Origin of the sequence: Sphingomonas sp. VDB2 (assembly GCF_047946695.1) — a bacterium.
In the GTDB taxonomy this organism is placed as follows: domain Bacteria; phylum Pseudomonadota; class Alphaproteobacteria; order Sphingomonadales; family Sphingomonadaceae; genus Sphingobium; species Sphingobium bisphenolicum.
This window is the reverse complement of record NZ_CP159615.1, coordinates 3102470-3120511: the sequence shown is the minus strand read 5'-3', so window position 1 is coordinate 3120511 and position 18042 is coordinate 3102470. Positions and strand designations below refer to the sequence as shown.

The 18042-nt window shown below is 65.4% G+C and carries 20 protein-coding genes; 8 read left to right on the top strand and 12 right to left on the bottom strand.

The genetic code is table 11. The features are described 5' to 3' along the window. The first annotated feature begins 147 nt into the window (after nt 1–147). Nucleotides 148–486 carry a P-II family nitrogen regulator gene (locus ABT375_RS15615; RefSeq protein ID WP_004209785.1) on the top strand — a complete coding sequence of 113 codons (339 nt, stop codon included), beginning with the start codon at nt 148–150 and terminating at the stop codon, nt 484–486. A 13-nt stretch (nt 487–499) separates the two neighbouring features. Next, on the top strand, nt 500–1846 hold the full coding sequence (locus tag ABT375_RS15610) for an ammonium transporter (protein WP_224548031.1): 1347 nt from the start codon (nt 500–502) through the stop codon (nt 1844–1846). A 141-nt stretch (nt 1847–1987) separates the two neighbouring features. On the opposite strand, the gene ABT375_RS15605 is transcribed toward ABT375_RS15610, so the two are convergent. The 4 genes from ABT375_RS15605 to crtY all read right to left on the bottom strand — a co-directional run bounded on the left by ABT375_RS15605 (nt 1988) and on the right by crtY (nt 6313). Beyond that, nucleotides 1988–2938 (bottom strand): phytoene/squalene synthase family protein, encoded by a 951-nt coding sequence (locus ABT375_RS15605; RefSeq protein WP_416463256.1) that lies wholly within the window; start codon nt 2936–2938, stop codon nt 1988–1990. Between the two features lie 133 nt (nt 2939–3071). Beyond that, nucleotides 3072–3653: a TIGR00730 family Rossman fold protein gene (locus ABT375_RS15600; RefSeq protein WP_416464918.1), complete on the bottom strand. Its 582-nt coding sequence runs from the start codon at nt 3651–3653 to the stop codon at nt 3072–3074. Nucleotides 3654–3680: 27 nt separating this feature from the next. Continuing rightward, nucleotides 3681–5165 (bottom strand): phytoene desaturase, encoded by a 1485-nt coding sequence (locus tag ABT375_RS15595; RefSeq protein WP_416463255.1) that lies wholly within the window; start codon nt 5163–5165, stop codon nt 3681–3683. Beyond that, nucleotides 5165–6313 (bottom strand): lycopene beta-cyclase CrtY, encoded by a 1149-nt coding sequence (crtY, locus tag ABT375_RS15590; protein ID WP_416463254.1) that lies wholly within the window; start codon nt 6311–6313, stop codon nt 5165–5167. Before crtY ends, ABT375_RS15595 begins: the two co-directional genes overlap by 1 nt. Nucleotides 6314–6388: 75 nt before the next feature. On the opposite strand from crtY, the gene ABT375_RS15585 reads away from it, so the two are divergent. After that, nucleotides 6389–6661 (top strand): metal/formaldehyde-sensitive transcriptional repressor, encoded by a 273-nt coding sequence (locus ABT375_RS15585; RefSeq protein WP_224548024.1) that lies wholly within the window; start codon nt 6389–6391, stop codon nt 6659–6661. Further along, nucleotides 6658–7671 (top strand): CDF family Co(II)/Ni(II) efflux transporter DmeF, encoded by a 1014-nt coding sequence (gene dmeF, locus ABT375_RS15580; protein WP_416463253.1) that lies wholly within the window; start codon nt 6658–6660, stop codon nt 7669–7671. Before ABT375_RS15585 ends, dmeF begins: the two co-directional genes overlap by 4 nt. 107 nt (nt 7672–7778) lie before the next feature. Here the strand turns inward: dmeF and ABT375_RS15575 are convergent, their stop codons facing one another. The 4 genes from ABT375_RS15575 to ABT375_RS15560 all read right to left on the bottom strand — a co-directional run bounded on the left by ABT375_RS15575 (nt 7779) and on the right by ABT375_RS15560 (nt 11503). Further along, nucleotides 7779–8369, bottom strand: a complete 591-nt coding sequence (locus ABT375_RS15575) for a histidine phosphatase family protein (protein ID WP_416464917.1) — start codon at nt 8367–8369, stop codon at nt 7779–7781. A gap of 16 nt (nt 8370–8385) precedes the next feature. Next, nucleotides 8386–9195, bottom strand: coding sequence for a 3-deoxy-manno-octulosonate cytidylyltransferase (locus ABT375_RS15570; RefSeq protein WP_416464916.1), 810 nt, complete (start codon nt 9193–9195; stop codon nt 8386–8388). Beyond that, entirely contained in the window at nt 9192–10202 is a 1011-nt protein-coding gene (locus ABT375_RS15565) for a KpsF/GutQ family sugar-phosphate isomerase (protein WP_224548020.1), read from the bottom strand. The genes ABT375_RS15570 and ABT375_RS15565 overlap by 4 nt, the downstream gene beginning before the upstream one ends. 299 nt (nt 10203–10501) lie before the next feature. Next, nucleotides 10502–11503: an NAD-dependent epimerase/dehydratase family protein gene (locus ABT375_RS15560; RefSeq protein ID WP_416463252.1), complete on the bottom strand. Its 1002-nt coding sequence runs from the start codon at nt 11501–11503 to the stop codon at nt 10502–10504. A 159-nt stretch (nt 11504–11662) separates the two neighbouring features. Between ABT375_RS15560 and ABT375_RS15555 the strand changes: the two genes are divergently transcribed. Continuing rightward, nucleotides 11663–12799, top strand: a complete 1137-nt coding sequence (locus ABT375_RS15555; RefSeq protein ID WP_224548018.1) for a GNAT family N-acetyltransferase — start codon at nt 11663–11665, stop codon at nt 12797–12799. After that, entirely contained in the window at nt 12796–13668 is an 873-nt protein-coding gene (locus ABT375_RS15550) for a cupin-like domain-containing protein (RefSeq protein WP_416463251.1), read from the top strand. Before ABT375_RS15555 ends, ABT375_RS15550 begins: the two co-directional genes overlap by 4 nt. On the opposite strand, the gene ABT375_RS15545 is transcribed toward ABT375_RS15550, so the two are convergent. The 3 genes from ABT375_RS15545 to bla are packed head-to-tail and all read right to left on the bottom strand — an operon-like array spanning nt 13646 to nt 16237. Continuing rightward, complete coding sequence (locus tag ABT375_RS15545; protein ID WP_416463250.1) at nt 13646–14713, bottom strand: GNAT family N-acetyltransferase; 1068 nt, start codon at nt 14711–14713, stop codon at nt 13646–13648. The two genes, ABT375_RS15550 and ABT375_RS15545, sit on opposite strands and share 23 nt — an antisense overlap. A 44-nt stretch (nt 14714–14757) precedes the next feature. After that, complete coding sequence (locus ABT375_RS15540) at nt 14758–15129, bottom strand: Mpo1-like protein (protein WP_416463249.1); 372 nt, start codon at nt 15127–15129, stop codon at nt 14758–14760. A 52-nt stretch (nt 15130–15181) separates the two neighbouring features. Then, nucleotides 15182–16237, bottom strand: coding sequence for a class A beta-lactamase (bla, locus tag ABT375_RS15535; protein ID WP_224548014.1), 1056 nt, complete (start codon nt 16235–16237; stop codon nt 15182–15184). A 96-nt stretch (nt 16238–16333) separates the two neighbouring features. Here bla and ung point away from each other — a divergent pair, with 96 nt between their 5' ends. After that, a complete protein-coding gene (ung, locus tag ABT375_RS15530) occupies nt 16334–17047 on the top strand; it encodes a uracil-DNA glycosylase (RefSeq protein ID WP_261935572.1) in 714 nt (237 codons plus the stop codon). A 114-nt stretch (nt 17048–17161) separates the two neighbouring features. Continuing rightward, nucleotides 17162–17512, top strand: coding sequence for a glycine zipper 2TM domain-containing protein (locus ABT375_RS15525; RefSeq protein ID WP_224548012.1), 351 nt, complete (start codon nt 17162–17164; stop codon nt 17510–17512). Nucleotides 17513–17630: 118 nt separating this feature from the next. On the opposite strand, the gene rpoZ is transcribed toward ABT375_RS15525, so the two are convergent. Next, nucleotides 17631–17975, bottom strand: a complete 345-nt coding sequence (gene rpoZ, locus ABT375_RS15520) for a DNA-directed RNA polymerase subunit omega (protein WP_007708529.1) — start codon at nt 17973–17975, stop codon at nt 17631–17633. Between the last annotated feature and the right edge of the window lie 67 nt (nt 17976–18042).

Below are 18042 nucleotides of genomic sequence, written 5' to 3'. Positions count from 1 at the left end.
CCATTTTTTAGGCAGAGAATGGCTGCTGCTCATTTTTTCGGCGCTGCACCATAGGCGGCCGCGATCCAAGCCCGCATTAACGCGTCATTAGCGTTTTGGCACGCCTCTTGCTGAGTATGCCCTCGCACACCAGTAACAGGGGGCGACATGAAACTTGTCATGGCTATCATCAAGCCGTTCAAGCTTGACGATGTCCGCGAGGCACTCTCCTCGCTCGGCATCGCAGGAATGACGGTCAGCGAAGTGAAGGGCTTCGGCCGCCAGAAGGGGCAGACCGAAATCTACCGCGGCGCCGAATATTCGACGAATATGGTCCCGAAGATCAAGATCGAGGTGGTCTGCGACGACGACCTTGCGCCGCGTGTGGTCGAAGCGACCCAGGCGGCCGCCAATTCGGGCGCCATCGGCGATGGCAAGATCTTCGTCCTCGATGTCGGTCAGGCCGTGCGCATCCGCACCGGCGAAACCGGCGAAACCGCGCTGTAAGAAGGGGGAAATAATGACCTTTTCCAAGAAACTTTGCGGGATAGCGGGGGCAACCGGCCTGTCGCTGTTCGCCGCGCTGCCTGCCTGGGCGCAGGACGCGGCGGCGCCCGCCGCCACGGTCGACAAGGGCGACGTCGCCTGGATGATGACCTCCACCGTTCTGGTCCTGGCCATGATCCTGCCCGGCCTCGCCCTCTTCTACGGCGGCCTGGTGCGCAGCAAGAACATGCTGTCGGTAATGACGCAAATCGGCGCGGCCGCGTGCCTCGCGATGCTGATCTGGGTGATCTACGGCTATTCGATGGCCTTCGGCCCCGACTACACCAGCGGCCTTTCCAACTTCATCTCGACCTTCGACAAGGCGTTCCTGAAGGGCGTCACGCCCGCTTCGCAGGCTGCGACCTTCACCGCAGGCGTCGAAATCCCCGAATATGTCTTCATCTGCTTCCAGATGACCTTCGCCGCGATCACCGTGGCGCTGGTGCTGGGTTCGGTGGTCGAACGCATCAAATTCTCGGCCGTGATGGTGTTCGCGGCCGTCTGGCTGACGATCGTCTATTTCCCGATCGCACACATGGTCTGGGCGGCTTCGGGCTACTTCTTCAAGGCCGGCGCCCTCGACTTTGCGGGCGGCACCGTGGTCCATATCAATGCGGGCGTCTCCGCGCTGGTGGCCTGCATCATCCTGGGCAAGCGCATCGGCTTCCCCAAGGAGCCGATGGCCCCGCACTCGCTGGTCCTGACCGGCGTCGGCACCGGCCTGCTGTGGGTCGGCTGGTTCGGCTTCAACGCCGGTTCGGCGCTGGAAGCCAATGGCTCGGCGGCTCTGGCCATGATCAACACCTTCGTCGCCACCGCTTCCGCCGGCCTGTTCTGGATGCTTGCCGAAAAGCTGAACGGTCATAAGGGTTCGGCTCTGGGCTTCTGCTCGGGCATCATCGCCGGCCTCGTCGCCGTCACCCCGGCCGCCGGCAACTCCGGCCCGTTCGGTGCGATCATCCTGGGCGCGGTCGCCTCAATCGTCTGCTTCTATGCCGTCACCGTCCTCAAGCCCAAGCTTGGCTATGATGACTCGCTGGATGCCTTTGGCATTCACGGCATCGGCGGCATGATCGGCGCCATCGGCACCGCCATCGTCTACTCGCCCGCCTTCGGTGGCCCCGGCGCGGAAGACTATGCAATCGGCGCCAAGCTGCTGGTTCAGGTCGAAGCGGTCGTCGTGACCATTATCTGGGCAAGCATCGGCACCGCCATCGCCATCTTCATCGCCAAGGCCGTCACTGGTCTGCGGGTCAGCCAGGAAGTCGAACTGGAAGGCCTGGACCTCGGCGAGCATGGCGAACGCGCCTACAATTATTGAGATTGGCAGGGCGGCCCGCCTGTCGGGCAAGGGCCGCCCGCCTCACCTTGTTCCTCCTGCGAACATGCCTTGGGCCGGTGTGAAAGCACCGGCCCTTTTTTTTGGACGCGCCGGTGCGAAAGCATCGGCCCTTTTTTTTCGTCAGGCCGGGCGGGTCCAGAGGCTCGCAGGGCGCGGTACAGCGGCCGGCCAGCGACTTGCACGGCCGGCCACCTGCACCGCCGCGCGCGCCACCCAGCCCAGCTTCTCACGCTTGGGGGTGACGACGCGGTGGTCCCAGGCCTGCTCGCCGCGGCGCGCAACTGCGCGGGCGATGTCGCCGTAAATGCCGGCGGCCGCCAGCACCGCCCAGGCGGCGCGGGGCGGCAATGCGCCGGTGCCGTGGCGGGCGCTGGCCTCATAGGCGGCGGCCATGTCGGCCAGTCGGCGGGACAGAATCGCCAGCCGGGGCCTGACCCAGGGCTTCATATGCTCGCCCGGCGGGATGTCCATTTCGGCAAGCCATAATTGCGGCAGGTAGCAGCGATCCGCCGCTTCATCCTCGCTGATGTCGCGGGCGATATTGGCCAGTTGAAAGGCAAGGCCCAGATCGCAGGCACGGTCGAGCGTCGCGCGGTCTTTTGGGTCCACCCCCATCAGCACCGCCATCATGCAACCGACAGCGCCTGCGACATGATAGCAATAGCGCAGCATGTCCGCCTCGCTGCGCGGCCGCCAGTCGCGCGCGTCGAGGGCGAATCCTTCGATCAGGTCGTGGGCGTAGCGTTCGGGGATGGCGCATTCGCGCATGACCACACCGAAGCCGTCGAACGCCGGGTCGCCGGTCGGTTCGCCGCGTAGCGCCTTGTCCGTCAGCACGCGCATCATCGACAGACGGGCCTGCGCATCCGACACGCTGGTCATCGCGCCGCCATGATCCTGGCCATCGGCGATATCGTCGCACTTGCGGCACCAGGCGTAGAGCAACCAGGCCCGCTCACGGGTTTTCCGGTCGAACAGCTTCGATGCCATGGCGAAGGATTTGGAGCCGCGCGCGATGCTGTCGCAGGCGTGGGCGACGAGGGCGGGGCGGTCGGGGATTGAAGAGGACATGCGGCGAGACATGCCCTGCCTTGCAAGGAAAGTCACCCAACGACCGTTCGTTTCGAGCCTAGTCGAGAAGCACAGGGAACGCGCCAACCGCTTCTCGACTTCGCTCGACGCGAACGGATGCGTTTTTATACCGTCAGAGCCTGTCTGCCTTCATCGCGAAGATCGTCTCGTGCGGCTGATAGGCGGCCATGGCGTCGACCAGTGCCTCGATACTATCTTCGTGGATCAGAATACCGGCATGTTGCGCGCGGATGAATCCCGCCTCCATCATCTGCCGGTTGAAGCCGATCAACTGGTCGTAGAAGCCCGCGACATTGAGCAGGCCAACCGGCTTGCTATGATAGCCCAGCTGCGCCCAGCTGATCGCTTCCCACAATTCGTCCATCGTGCCGACGCCGCCCGGCAGGGTGACGAAGCCGTCCGACAGGTCGGTGAAGAGCTGTTTACGCTGGTGCATCGTCTGGACGACATGCAATTCCGTGCAGCCGCGATGCGCGACCTCCGCGCCGACCAGGGCTTCGGGGATCACGCCGATCACCTCGCCGCCCGCTTCCAGCGCCGCGTCGGCGACCGCGCCCATCAGGCCCAAGCGCCCGCCGCCATAAACGACGCCGATGCCGCGCTCCGCCAGCGTCCGCCCGACATGGCGCGCCGCGTCAATATAGGTGAGGTCGGCGGGGGTCGCCGATCCGCAATATACAGCCAGTCTTTTCATTATGTCCGTCCGCGGGGTCATGCCCCTCTATCGTAAATCGTCCAGCATCAGCGCCGCGGTCGCCTTGGCGCTGCCCACCACGCCGGGGATGCCCGCGCCGGGATGGGTGCCGGCCCCTACCAGATAGAGGTTGGGAATGACATCGTCGCGATTATGTGCGCGGAACCAGGCGCTCTGGGTCAGCAGCGGCTCCAGGCTGAAAGCGCTGCCCATATGGGCGTTGAGGTCGCGTCCGAAATCGCTGGGCGCATAATGGAAGCGGGTGACGATGCGCGAGCGGATGTCGGGGATCAGCCGATGCTGGATCTCGTCCAATATGCGTTCGGCATAGGCGTGACCGAACTGGTCCCAGTCGATCGGCAGCTTGCCCATATGCGGCACCGGGGCCAGCGCATAGAAGGTCGAATGGCCGTCCGGCGCCATCGACGGATCGGTGACCGTGGGATGGTGCAGGTAGAGCGAGAAATCCTGCGGCAGCACGCCATGATCGTAAATGTCGGTGAGCAGCCCTTCGTACCGGGGACCGAACAGGATCATGTGATGAGGGATGCCGGGCCAGCTACCCTTGATCCCGAAATGGAGGACGAACAGGCTGGGCGACCAGCGTTTCTGGCCGAGCTTGTCGGCCTGCTTCACGCCACGCGGATGATGGCCGAGCAGGTCGCGATAGCTGTGCATCAGGTCGGCATTGGTGGCGATCGCGTCCGCCTCCCCGCGCCAGCCCGAGGCGGTGTGGACGGCCGTCGCCTTGTCGCCATAGGTTTCGATCCGGGTGACCGCATCGCCCAGCCGCAGCGTACCGCCCAGCCGTTCGAAATGGGTCGCCATGCCATGGACCAGCCGGTTGGTTCCGCCCTTCGCGAACCAGACCCCGCCATCCTTTTCCAGCTTGTGGATGAGGGCGTAGATGGCGCTGGTCTTCATCGGATTGCCGCCGACCAGCAAGGTGTGGAAGGACAACGCCTCGCGCAGCTTTTCATTCTTCACATGGCTGGCGACGACCGAATAGACCGATCGCCAGGCCTGATATTTGGCGAGGCTGGGCGCCGCCTTGATCATCGAGGCAAAGTCGAGGAAGGCGACCGAACCGAGCTTGCGATAGCCCTCCTCATAAACGCCAGCGGCATAGTCGCAGAAGCGTTCATAGCCCGCGACGTCACCCGGATCGAGCTTGGCGATTTCGGCGCGGAGCGCGGCTTCGTCATTGCTGTAATCGAAATTGGTGCCGTCGCGCCAGTTGAGACGGTAGAAGGGCGACACCGGCATCAGGGTGACGTCCTGCGCCATGTCATGACCCGACAGCCGCCACAGTTCGGCCAGGCAATCAGGGTCGGTGATGACGGTCGGTCCGGCGTCGAAGGTGAAGCCGTCCTTTTCCCACATATAGGCGCGCCCGCCGGGGCGATCGCGGCCTTCGACCAGGGTGGTGTCGATGCCGGCCGATTGCAGGCGGATGGCCAGCGCCAGGCCGCCAAAGCCTGCGCCGATGACGATCGCGGTCCTGTTGGTCATCAGGCGGGCGGGTTCCATAATGTTCGCATGGCGTCCCTTATGGGTACAGGGGGCCGTCCGCACAAGATGCGGATACGGTCCGCGATGGTCGAGCGACCGGCATAGAAGCGCTGGATCAGGTCCGGGCGCAGCCGATAGAAGCGGGCGAAGATGCGCCAGCGCTGATCGGGCATGGCGGCGCCGAACAGCATCCTGCCGAGCAGCCGGTAATAGCCGCCGCGCCGCCAGTGCGCCTTGGCATAAGCGCGGGTCGCGGCAGGCAGGCCGTCGAGCGGCTGATTTGCCAGCCAGAGCGCGAAGCGCACGGCATCGGGCAGCGAATAGCCGGTCATCGGCTGGAACAGGCCGGCGCGCACCCCGGCGCGGGCGACCGGGTCGTCCTTTGGCCAGTAGCGCTCGAAATCGCCGCCATGCACGACCGGCAGGACGCCCTGTTCGCGATGGACCACCTCGCCATGCCACCCCTTTGCCTGCGCATAGGCAGCGATGCGGGCGTCTAGCGCGGGTACGTCGAGGTCCGGCGTATCGCTATAATAGGTGTCCTCGATGAAGAGAGTGCGATCGTCCCAAGGAAGTAGATAGACGAAGCGATAACCGTCGATCTGGTCGACTGTCGCATCCATGATGACCGGGCGGTTTATGCCATGGGGATCGTCGCAGCGGATGGCATGGCCGACGAATTTCTGCCAGCCGCAGCGCAGGGCCGACAAATCCCCCGCCCCGCGCGCGTCGATCACCGCCTGTGCCCGGATTGTCCGACCGTCGATCAGGTGGATGGCGCGGGGATCGACCGCATCCGCCGTCGCGCAGGTCAGCAGGCGATCGCCCAATTGGCGTTCGAGAGCGACAGCCAGTTGGACAGTAGTCACGCTGTTATAAGGCGTCGCCAGATCGCGCCTGTGGCCGGGGAAATACACGGCATGGCCCTGCGGCCAGCGATGGGCGACAAGCGGATCGATGAGCCAGCGATCGGCGGACGCGACATCGCCGTCGAAGAAGGACCAGAGATGATTGCCGCCAGGGCGCTCCCCCTGTTCGACCAGCAGCAGCCGTACCTCCGGCCGCAACGCGGCGAAGGCGAGCGCGATCAGCCCGCCGGCGAGGCCGCCGCCGATGATCGCCAGGTCGCAGTCCAGATCGCTCGTCATGGCGCCCCTGATAGGGGAGCGGCGCATCCCGATCCACTCTTGCTTTTCCGCAATTATAGTATAGGGGGGTATCCTATGCACATCATAGCGGATCGGGATAAATTGCTGGCGCGGGTGCGCCGGATCGCGGGACAGGTCGCCGCCGTGGAGCGGCAATTGTCCGGCGACGCCGGCTGTTCGGAAACATTGCAGCTGGTGGCGTCGGTGCGCGGCGCGGTGGGCAGCCTGATGGAGGAACTGATCGAGCAGCATATGCGCGAACATGTCGCCCGTCCGGGCCTGTCCGACGAAGCGCGCCAGGCGGCGACCGAGGAAATGCTGGCGCTTATCCGCCGTTACGGGAAATGACGATGCACGACGACGACAGGCAGGATCATCACGGGCATGGCCATCACGACCATGGGCATAATGATGCCGATCATGGCCACGACCATGGCCCTGCCGGCATGGCCGACGATGGCGAAGACAGCCATTATTTCGACCATATCTACCTGTCGGCCGGACACGACCAGAATGCGAAACGGACCCTGTGGGTCGTCTGGCTGACCGCCGCGACGATGGTGGTGGAAATCGCCTTCGGCTGGATAACCGGGTCGATGGCGCTGCTGGCGGACGGATTCCACATGGCGACCCATGCCGGGGCGCTGGCGGTGGCGGCAGCCGCCTATGGCTATGCCAAGCGCCATGCGCGCAACCCGCGCTACACCTTCGGCACCGGCAAGGTCGGTGACCTGTCGGGCTTCGCCTCCGCGCTGCTGCTGGGCGTGACCGCGCTGTTCATCGCGGTCGAATTGGGGTTGCGCCTGTTCCAGCCGATCGACGTCGCTTTTGGCGAGGCGACACTGGTGGCGGTCGTCGGCCTGATCATCAACATCATCAGCGCGCTGCTGCTGGGCCACGATCATAGCCACGACCATGGGCATGACGATGATGGCCATGACCATGGACATGGCCATGCCGACAATAATCTGCGCGCCGCCTATGTGCATGTGCTGACCGACGCGCTGACGTCGGTGCTGGCCATCGGCGCTCTGCTGGCGGGGCGCTATCTGGGATGGTGGTGGATGGACCCGGCCGTCGGCCTGCTGGGCGCGGTGGTGATCGCACGCTGGGCCTGGGGCCTGATGAAGGACACCGCCGCGATCCTGCTCGATACGGCGGAGCCGGCGCTGATGGCGCGGGTGCGCGCGCAGGCGGAAGCCGAAGGCGCCACCATCCGCGACCTGCATGTCTGGCGCATCGGCCCCCATGCCCATGCCGCGATCATCAGCCTGGCCCCCGGCGCCGACGCGCCCAAGGTAAGGGCGCGGGTGCGTGCGCTCCCGCGCATGGAGCATGTCACGGTGGAGTGCGGATAAAGGACTGGAGCACGCTGCGTTAAATCCGACGCACGTCGCGCGCTCTAAGTTTTTGTTGTCGCATCGTTTCAAGCAGAAAAGCGGTTCCCACTTTTCCGCACGATGCTCTAAGGTCGCTCGTCCCAGCGTACCAGCGTGACCCCACCATCCTGATCGACGGCCAGTTCGCCAAAAGCCCCGGTCCGCAACTTCAGCGCGCCGAGCGGCAGGCCCGCCGCGATCAAAGCAAAGCGCGCCGCGCCATTGCTCGTGACGAGCAGGTCCACGCCCGTGCCGCCCTCCGCGAAGAAGGCGCGCCAGGCGGCGATGCGGGCGTCGGCATCCACGATCCAGCCATCGGGTGCGATGCCGCGCTCGTCCCAGTCGGCCAGCGCCTGCGCACCGATCCGGGCCAGCACCGCCGCCTCCGGCCGCCCTTCGTCGGGACCATGGTCGATCTCCCCCAGCCAGTCGCGCGCACCATCGGGGGCATGGCCAGTCGCGGCGGCGATATGATCGGCCGTTTCGCGGGCGCGCAGCAGCGGACTGGACAGGAGGCGGTCGATCCGCAGCGCCTGGCGCGCGAACCAGTCGCCCAACCGGCCGGCCTGCGCATGACCGCTGTCCACCAGCGGGATATCGGTGCGGGCGCCCACGCGACAGGCGTCGGCGCTGCTGGCAAAGGTATTGCCGTGGCGGAGGATGAAGATGCGGCGCATGATGGCGGGCGGACGATCAGAGCGGCGGGGTCGGGTCGCCATAGACGGCGATCAGCGCTTCGACGCGGCTGATGTCCGCCTCCGTATCGATGCCGCTGCTGTCGAAGCGCGGCGGATCGACCGCCACGGTCATGACCGATATGCCCAGTTCGAGCAGGCGCAACTGCTCCAGCCCCTCCAGATTTTCAAGCACCGTCGGCGGACAAGCTTCGAACCGCTCCAATGCGTCGAGCGCATAGCCGTAGAGGCCGACATGCCGCCAGACCGGAGAGCGGGGATCGGTTTCGCGCAGCTTGTCCTCATTGCGGATCGCCGGGATGATCGCCTTGGAAAACCACAGCGCGCGTCCATCGGGCGCGCGGGCGCAGGTGGTGCCGCTGAAGGGAGATCGCGCCTTATGCTCGCGCAGCGCATCGAGCGCGGGCCAATCCAGCGCGATGACCGGTGTGGCGACCGGCGCGCCGTCCTGCAACGCGGCGATCACCGCGCCGAGCGCTCCTTCGGGCTGGAAGGGCGAATCGCCCTGGAGATTGACGACGAAGCGCGGTGGCGAGGGCTGGGCCTGCGCCGCGGCGAGCGCGCGGCCCGAACCTGTGGCGATGGCGCTATCGGTCATCACCGCATCGCAGCCGACAGCGCGGGCATGGTCGGCGATCGCCTCGTCATCGGTTGCAACGGTCAGGGCGATGCCCTCGCGCGCACCAATCGCCGCGCGTGCCATCGCGATCGTGCGATGGAGCAGCGTCCGCCCGGCAATCAGCCTGAGCGGCTTGCGCGGCAGGCGGGAAGACCCCGCCCGCGCGGGAATGACGACGAGAAGGCTCAGGCAACCCCGGCGTGGAGCAGGTCGTGCATATGGACCGCGCCGATCAGACGGCCATTTTCGCAGACGAACAGCAACATGATATTGCGCTCATGCATCAGGTGCATCGCTTCCGACGCGAGTTCATCGGGGCCGACCGCAAACGGGGTCAGCGTCATGGACCGGCCCACGGCCTCGGTCAGATTCTGCTTGCCGGTTACGGTGCGGCGCAGGTCGCCATCGGTGAAGGCGCCAATCAGCCGGCCGTTACGGTCGACGATCGCCGTCCCGCCAAGGCGCGCGCGCGTCATTTCGATGGTCGCGTCGAGCAGCGAGGCGTCTTCCCGCACCATCGGGACGTCGTCGCCGGTGGCCATCAGTTCGCGCACCTTGACCAGTTGCGCGCCGAGTCGGCCATTGGGATGGAATTTATGGAAATCGTCGGCGGAAAAGCCACGCATCTCCATCAGCGAAATCGCCAGCGCATCGCCCAGCGCCATCTGCACCGTGGTCGACGTCGTGGGGGCGAGCGAATTGGGGCAGGCTTCCTCCACTTCGGGCATCAGCACGCACATGTCGGCCGCCATGGCGACGGTGCTTTGCTCCTGCGCAGTGATGGCCACCAGCGGAATGGCGAAGCGCTTGCAATAATGGATGATCGGACCGAGTTCGGTCGATTCGCCCGAATGGGACAGCATCAACACGACGTCATCCGGGGTGATCATGCCCAGATCGCCATGCCCTGCATCCGCCGGGTGCAGGAAAATGGCCGGGGTGCCGGTAGAGGTGAGCGTCGCCGTCATCTTGCGCGCGACGATGCCGCTCTTGCCGATGCCGGTGACGATCACACGGCCGCGCACTTTCATGATCACGCCGATCACGCGCAGGAAGGTAGCGGCAAATTCCCGTTCCGAGAATTTGGCCTCCAGCGCATTCAGCCCTGAGGCTGCGATCGAAAGACTGCGGCATGCAGTCTCGACGATACGGCCGCCTGAGCCGAACGGTACAATCTTCGAAGCTGGTGTCGACACGCGTTTGCCCTTTTATCCGTTTCTCACGACCAGATCACCCGGCCGGATCAACGGCGACGAACCATCGTATTCGATGTGTCGCCTTTCCCTCGTTCCGCGACCCCTAGCTGATTTCGCAACCAGCATGGGAGCATGGCTTACGCTGTTTCAGGCACTTATGGCAATGTATTTTGCAAGTGCGAAAGAAAAATTGCCGCAGGTAAGCGGGCAATATCAGGACCATGTTAAGGTGAACTGATTATTTATAGCGACGAGCCGTGGAACCTTTTCCTATTTCCTATCCGCATTGCATCATGTCGTCATCGTTCCGCATGATAGGTGCGATACCATTGGACGAATCGCGGCACGCCCGACTCGATTCCCGTTGTCGGCGCGAAACCAATATCCTGCGAGATCGCGCTGATATCTGCATAAGTGGCGTGAACATCGCCCGGCTGCATCGACTGGAAGTCGATCGCGGCCTTTTTGCCCAGGGCGTCTTCCAGCACGGCGATCAGATGCATCAATTCTTCGGGCCGGTTGTTGCCGATATTATAGAGCCGGTGGGGCGCCCGACTGCCGCCGGCCTTGATTGCGCCATCGTCGGCGGGGGGATGATCGAGGCAACCGACAATGCCGGCGACGATATCATCGATATAGGTGAAGTCGCGCTGCATCCGGCCGTGGTTGAACACCGGGATCGGCTCCCCCGCCAATATCTTCGCCGTGAAGATCCACATCGCCATGTCGGGACGGCCCCAGGGGCCATAGACGGTGAAGAAGCGTAACCCCGTCATCGGAATACGGAAGAGATGGGCATAGGTTTCGCTCATCAGTTCGTCGGCGCGCTTGGTCGCGGCATAGAGCGAGACGGGATGGTCGGCGCGATCTTCCACCCGGAAAGGCAGAATGTCGTTGCCGCCATAGACCGACGAAGAAGATGCATAGACGAGGTGCCGCACCCGCCGCTCCCGCGCCAGTTCCAGCATGTTGACATGGCCGGCCAGATTGGAGCGGACATAGGCGTGGGGGTTGATCAGCGAATAGCGCACCCCGGCCTGCGCGCCCAGATGCACGATCGCCTCGATCACCTGATCGGCCAGGGCGGCATGCAGCGCGTCGAGATCAGCGAAATCCAGTTCGTGGAAGGTGAAGAGCCGACCATGGGCCGCCTGCAACTGCGCAATCCGGTCGCGTTTCAGCGATACCGGATAATAATCGTTCATATTGTCGATACCGACCACGGCATGACCCTGCGCCAGCAGCCGGTCGGCGACATGCATGCCGATAAATCCGGCAGCTCCGGTAACGAGGATGGTCATGCACTTCCCTCTCGGCTGGGCGCAGATGCGCGGCCCCTCCCCCCGTCTCAGACAATCCACCACGGCTTGTAAAGCCCTCATCGGCTCCAAGCCGCGCGGGACGCTCAGGCTTTCGCCGATCTTTACCGCGCTCTAATCTTTATCGTCTATGCGAAAGCCATGGACATGGCATCCCATCCCACGCCCCCAGCCGCGCCCGCCGGTCTGACGGGGCACGGACAGCGCGACCGCTGGCTGGCGCTGGCGCTGGACGCATCGGAGGCCAACGCTTTCTATGCGCCCGACATGCTGGGCGCCGCAATCGACCATCTGGCAGGCGACGGCGACGTCCACCTGATCGAGGCGCGCGATGGCGACATGGCGATCGGCCTGTTGCCGGTCGTCCGCAAGCCCCGCCATGGCCGGCTGCCGATCGGCTGCGTGGCGAACTGGATGCACGATCATTGTTTCTTCGGCGCGCCGATCATTCGCCAGGGGCATGAGGTCGCGGCCTGGCGCAACTTCCTGGCGCAACTGGACGCGGCCCCTTGGGCGCGCGGCTTCCTGCACCTCCAAGGACTGGACGCCGCCGGGGCCAACGCCGCGGCGCTGGAGGCATTATGCGTGGAGCAGCGGCGCGGCCGGCTGGAAATCCACCGCTACGACCGCGCGATGCTGCGATCGGACCTCACGGCCGACGCCTATTGGGAAACGCAGGTCCGGTCGAAGAAGCGCAAGGAATTGCGGCGCCTGCAAAAACGGCTGGCGGAGATGGGCGCGGTCGAGACGCGCCTGTTGAGCGAACCGGATGAGCTGGCGCGCTGGTGCGGCGATTTCCTGGCGCTGGAGGCGTCGGGCTGGAAGGGGCAGGAAGGCACTGCGCTGGAATGCAAGCCTGCCGACGCCGCCTTCTTCCGCGCCGCCTGCACCGCCGCGTTCGACGCCGGGCGCCTGCACATGCTGCGCATCGACCTGGACGACCGGGCGATCGCGATGCTGGTCAATTTCCGCCATGGCGAGGGCGCCTTTTCCTTCAAGATCGCCTTCGACGAGACGCTGGGCCGCTTTTCGCCGGGCGTGCTGATCGAGATCGCCAACCTGAACGCGGTGCAGGCCGATCCGGCGATCGGCTGGATGGACAGTTGCGCCGCCCCCGATCATCCGATGATCGACAGCCTGTGGGCGGAGCGACGGACCATCGTGCAATATCGTATCGCCCTGCATGGCGCCGGCGTGGCCCGGATGCAGCGCAGCGCCGCCTTCGCGCTCGCCAATGGGGTGGAGGCGATCGCCAGAAAACTGAAAGGACAGGCATGACCGCCCATAGCCCGATCGCGCCGGTCGCCGACGCCATCATCTTCCCCGACGACGCCCGCGCGCTCTTCGCCGCCGCCTATCCCGACCAGTCGACGAAGCTGCATCATGGGCTGATCGGCCATGGCCTGCTGACGCTCGACGCGCTGGCGACCCTGGCCGAGCGGATGCCCGCCGCCTCGGTCGAATATAATCTGGGCAAGTTGCCGCTGGGCGTGCGCCCGGAGGATACCCCGTCCAATGGCCTGACCCTGGGCGAGACGATCCGGACGATCGACACCAATGGTAGCTGGGCCGTGCTCAAGAATGTCGAGCGCGACCCGGCCTATGCCGCGCTGCTGGACGCGGCGCTGGCGGAACTGGCGCCGATCGTCGCGGACAGGACCGGGCCGATGCTGCATCGCGAAGCCTTCATCTTCCTGTCTTCGCCCGGCAGCGTCACGCCATTCCATATGGACCCGGAGCATAATATCCTGCTCCAGATCATGGGCATCAAGACGATGACCGTCTTCCCCGCGCGCGACCAGCATCTGGTTCCGGCGCAGAAAAGCGAGGATTTTCACGGCGGCGGCCACCGCAACCTGGTGTGGCAGGACGGGTTCAAGGCGCATGGCAAGGCCGTGCGGCTGGAACCCGGCGACGCGATCCATGTGCCGGTAAAGGCGCCGCATTTCGTCGAGAATGGCCCGACCGTATCGGTCAGCCTGTCGGTGACATGGCGGTCGGAACGCAGCGTGGCGGAAGGCGAACTGCACAGTTTCAACGCGCTTCTGCGCAAACGGGGATTGCCGGTCGGCACAGTGACGGCCCGGCCAGAGGCGCAGGGAATCCGCCGCCTGATCTATCGCATCATGCGGAAGCTGGGCGCCTGAGCAAGCGGCGTAGCAGCGCTTCGGCTTCGAGGCGCGGGCTGAACCGTTCCAGCACCCACCATTCGAGAGACTCCTCGCAGGTGGCGAGGCTCTGCTTGTAGCGATCCTTCCCCGCCAGGAGCGAATAGCGGGACAGGCCGCGCCCAGCATAATGACCGACCGCCGCCGCATGGCAGAGCAGGCCGGGCTTGTCCTTGGCGGTGCGCGCCGCGGCGAAGGCGGACTGATAGTTCATCGCCACGCCGCGATGGACGAAATTGACCAGCAGCCCGACCACGCCGCCGGCATCGGCGAAGCGCAGCAGTTCCACCGCGCCCGATGGCAGTCCGCGCGCGCAGATCGTGCCGACGAAGCTGCGGAAGCCGGCATCGTCCCAGGCGTTGTCGGCATGGCGGCCGCCGTTGAACGCCGCCATCTCCTCCAGCCAGGGGATGACGTCATCAAGCCCGCCGATAGCAACGTCGGGGAGTGGGCCGCCATGATCCTTCATCGCGCGGCGGATCTGGCTGCGCGTATTGGCGCTGAGCAACGACAGATAATCGCCGTCGGCGACGCGCACCGCGTCGAGATCGACCTGATAGACGGGGGAGACATCGACCCGGATGCGGCGGCGCGCGGGCAGCCCAAGCAACGACGAATCGGGCGCGATCCCGCTCAGCGTCAGCGCCCGCCAGTCGCGGCGGCGCGCCAATGCGGCGAGCGCGGCGACGGTCGCCTCCACTTCCCGCCCGGCTTCGACCAGCAGGCCATTATATTCGACATAGGGACGATCGGCCTGGGGATCGCCCGACTGGTTGAGGCTGAGCGTCGCCACGCCCCCCAACAGGCGCGGCCGCATCGCATGGCCGACCAGCGCCAGCGCCACATCCTGCCCCGCTGCGTCAGTGACCGCCAGCAGATCAGGCCGGACGCCATAGCTGTCGAGCCATGCCCCTGCCCAGGTCCAGCCGAGGAAGAAGCTGCCGTCCGACCGCGCCTCCAGCGCCTGCCAACGTTCAGCCAGGGTCGCCCGGTCGGGCTGCAAGAAGATCGCGGACAATGTCATCGCGCCCCTTGTGGCAGAGCGCCGGGGCGGGTCAAGCGGATCGGTCAGACGGGCATGCGTCTCGCCGGATCGACAGTGCCGTCGGGCCGTACACCGGCACGGGCGAGGTCGCGACCCATGCGACCGGTGAGAAAGCGATACCACATGACGAAATCCGCGCGCAGCGACCAGAGCGGGTAGCGGAAGGTCGCAGGGCGATTGCGTTCTATCAGGCCGTGGCCGGCCCAGGCGAAGCCATAGCCTGCCAGGGGCAAGGCCACGGCCATCCACCATCGCCCGGCAAAGGGCGCCGCCGCGACGAGCGCCACCACCAGGCTGGTGCCGGCATAATGGAGCGCGCGGGTGCCCGGACGCGCATGTTCCTGCAGATAATAAGGCCAAAAGTCGCGGAAGCGCTTCATGCGTGTCACGGCCATATGCCTGGCATCCTCTCTTTGACCGCGAGCGTAACGAAACAGCCGGTGGCTGTTAAGTCTTATGCGCCAGACCGTGCGCCCTGTCGGGAGCATAGAGGAAATAATCGTAAGCGGCCCGCGCCGCCTCCGCGATGATCCGGTCGCGCGCGACATGGCCCTTGCCGTCCTTCATCACGAAAACCGCGATTGCGAAGCGGCGGCCATCGGGCAGCCGCACCACGCCGACATCGTTGCCGATGCCGTTGAGCGAGCCCGTCTTGTGCGCGACCGCGGTACCGGGCGGCAACATGCCGACGATGCGCTTCTTGCCCGTTTCGCAATTCGCCATGATCGTGAACAGCCGCTGCGTGCTGGCCGCCGACAGCGCGCGACCCGATTCATAGGCGGCGATCAGGTCGAGCATCGCCGTGGGCGTGGACGTATCCTGTAATTCAGCGGCGAAGGCCATGTTGGGCAGGTCGCGCAGGTCGCGCGTGACCAGTTGCGGGTCGGCGCGGCGGGCTGCGTCCGCATTCTGGCGGAAGCTGCCCGCCAGCGGATGGATGCCCATGGCGCGGTAGAGGAGATGGGCGGTGTCGCTGTCGACGCGCAGCCCGGTGACGCCGAGCTTGTTGACGAAGCCGGTGATCGCCTGCGGCCCGCCCGCCCGCGCGACCAGCACGTCGGTCGCATTATTGTCGCTCTTCTGGAGCATCAGTTCGAGCAGCCGGTCGATCGACAGGGTCGCGCCGGGGCGGGAGAACATCCAGGCGATGCCGCCCTCGCTCGCCAGCGCAGGATCGAGCGCAAGCTGTTCGTCGAGCCGCGCCTCCCCCGCATCGACCAGCGCGAAGATGCGCCCCGCCACCGCCACTTTATAGGCGCTGGCCATCGGGAACAGCGTGTCGCCGTTCATCGCCTGCGTCTCGCCGGTCTGGAGATCGCGCACCGCGATCCCGACCGAACCATCCGACAGGGCCGCAAAGCGCGCAAATTCACCCAACAGTTTCGCTTCGGCGGTCTGCTGGACCAGCGGCTTGGGCGGCGGGCCGAAGGCGTCCGCGCTGGGCAGTGGGGCGAGAAACAGGCCGAAAGCGGCGAGCAAGCTGACGGGACGAGCGAACGACATGTTTTGCCTGTCGCGGATCAGCGCGCGGGAGGCAAGAGGCTTTGCCCCCGAAACAGGCAGGTTGACAGGACTTTGCGCCCCGCGCCATCAGACGGCATGAGCGACACCATCAAGCTGCACGAAAGCTGGCGCGCGCCGCTGGCCGACCAATTCGCCGCCCCGCACATGCAGGGACTGAAACATTTCCTGCAGGCGGAGAAAGCGGCGGGGAAGCGCATCTTCCCGAAAGGCAGCGAATATTTCCGCGCGCTGGACCTGACCCCGCTGGATCAGGTGAAAGCCGTGATATTGGGGCAAGACCCCTATCATGGCGAAGGGCAGGCCCATGGCCTGTGCTTTTCGGTACAGCCGGGCGTGCGCACGCCACCGTCGCTGGTCAATATCTACAAGGAGATGGAGGCGGATCTGGGCATCCCACGGGCCAGCCATGGCTTTCTGGAGCATTGGGCCAGGCAGGGCGTGTTGCTGCTCAACAGCGTGCTGACGGTGGAAATGGGGCGGGCCGCGTCGCATCAGGGCAAGGGCTGGGAACTGTTCACCGACGCGGTGGTGCGGATCGTCGCACAGAAGGAAGAGCCGGTCGTCTTCCTGTTGTGGGGCGCCTATGCGCAGCGCAAGGCGGGCTTCGTCGATCAGAGCCGCCATCTGGTCATCAAGTCCGCGCACCCCTCCCCCCTTTCCGCGCACAACGGTTTTCTGGGATCGCGGCCCTTTTCCAGGGCCAACGCCTTTCTGGAAGCCAAGGGCCGCGGTGCGATCGACTGGGCGCTGCCGCCATTGGGCGGCGGGCAGCAGGCGCTGTCTCTTTAGATGTTCCAATGTCTTAGCTGAACCGCGCATAACAGGCCGGTTCAGGAACGAAACAAGTGCCTCATGCGATACCCCAATCACAGTCAGAGATTTCAGGGTTTGAGGAGAATATAGATGATCTTTCGTAAAGCCATTTTGGCCACCGCCCTTGCCGCCGCGTCGCTGAGCGCCGTGGTGCCCGCGACATCCTATGCGCGCGACCATGATCGTCGCGGCTATCATCGCGACTATCGCGGCGATCATCATCGTGGCGACCGCTATGCCGATCGGCGCGGCTATCGCGACGACAACCGCTACCGCTGCCGCAAGTCGGGCGGCACCACCGGTCTGCTGCTGGGCGGCGTAGCCGGCGCGCTGCTGGGCCGGGCCGTTGACACGCGCGGCGACCGTGCGCCAGGTACGATCATCGGCGCGGGCGCCGGCGCGCTGGCTGGCCGCGCGATCGACCGCAACGGCAGCTGCTAAAACAGAAAAGGCGCGTGGGACAATCCGTCCCCGCGCCTTTTTGCTGTCTCAAAAAGGTCGAGGCCCGGTCCCGCTTGCGCAGGCCGAGCCTCTTTCCCTCTCCAAACTCTTCCAGCGATCAGCCGTCGTAATCGCCGCCGATATTCTGATTGCGCGGCGGCGCGGCGGCGGTCAGGCGCAGAGCCTCCGCCGACTGGGCGATCGAACCGATCTCGTCCGGCGTATCGTCATCGTCGATCTGCACCTTCTGCAGCGACGCGACGACCGAATCATGCAGATCGGCAGGCAAGACGGTTTCCTCGGCGATCTCGCGCAGGGCGACGACCGGATTCTTGTCCCGATCGCGGTCGAGCGTCAGCTCGGCGCCGCCGGAAATCTCCCGCGCGCGCTGGGCGGCGAGAAGGACGAGGTCAAAACGGTTGGTAACCTTGTCGACGCAATCTTCGACGGTAACGCGGGCCAAACAGGGCCTCCTGCAAATAACGGAAGGAAAGTCGTGAACGGGCCGCCTAGCAGCCGTCCCTGCAAGA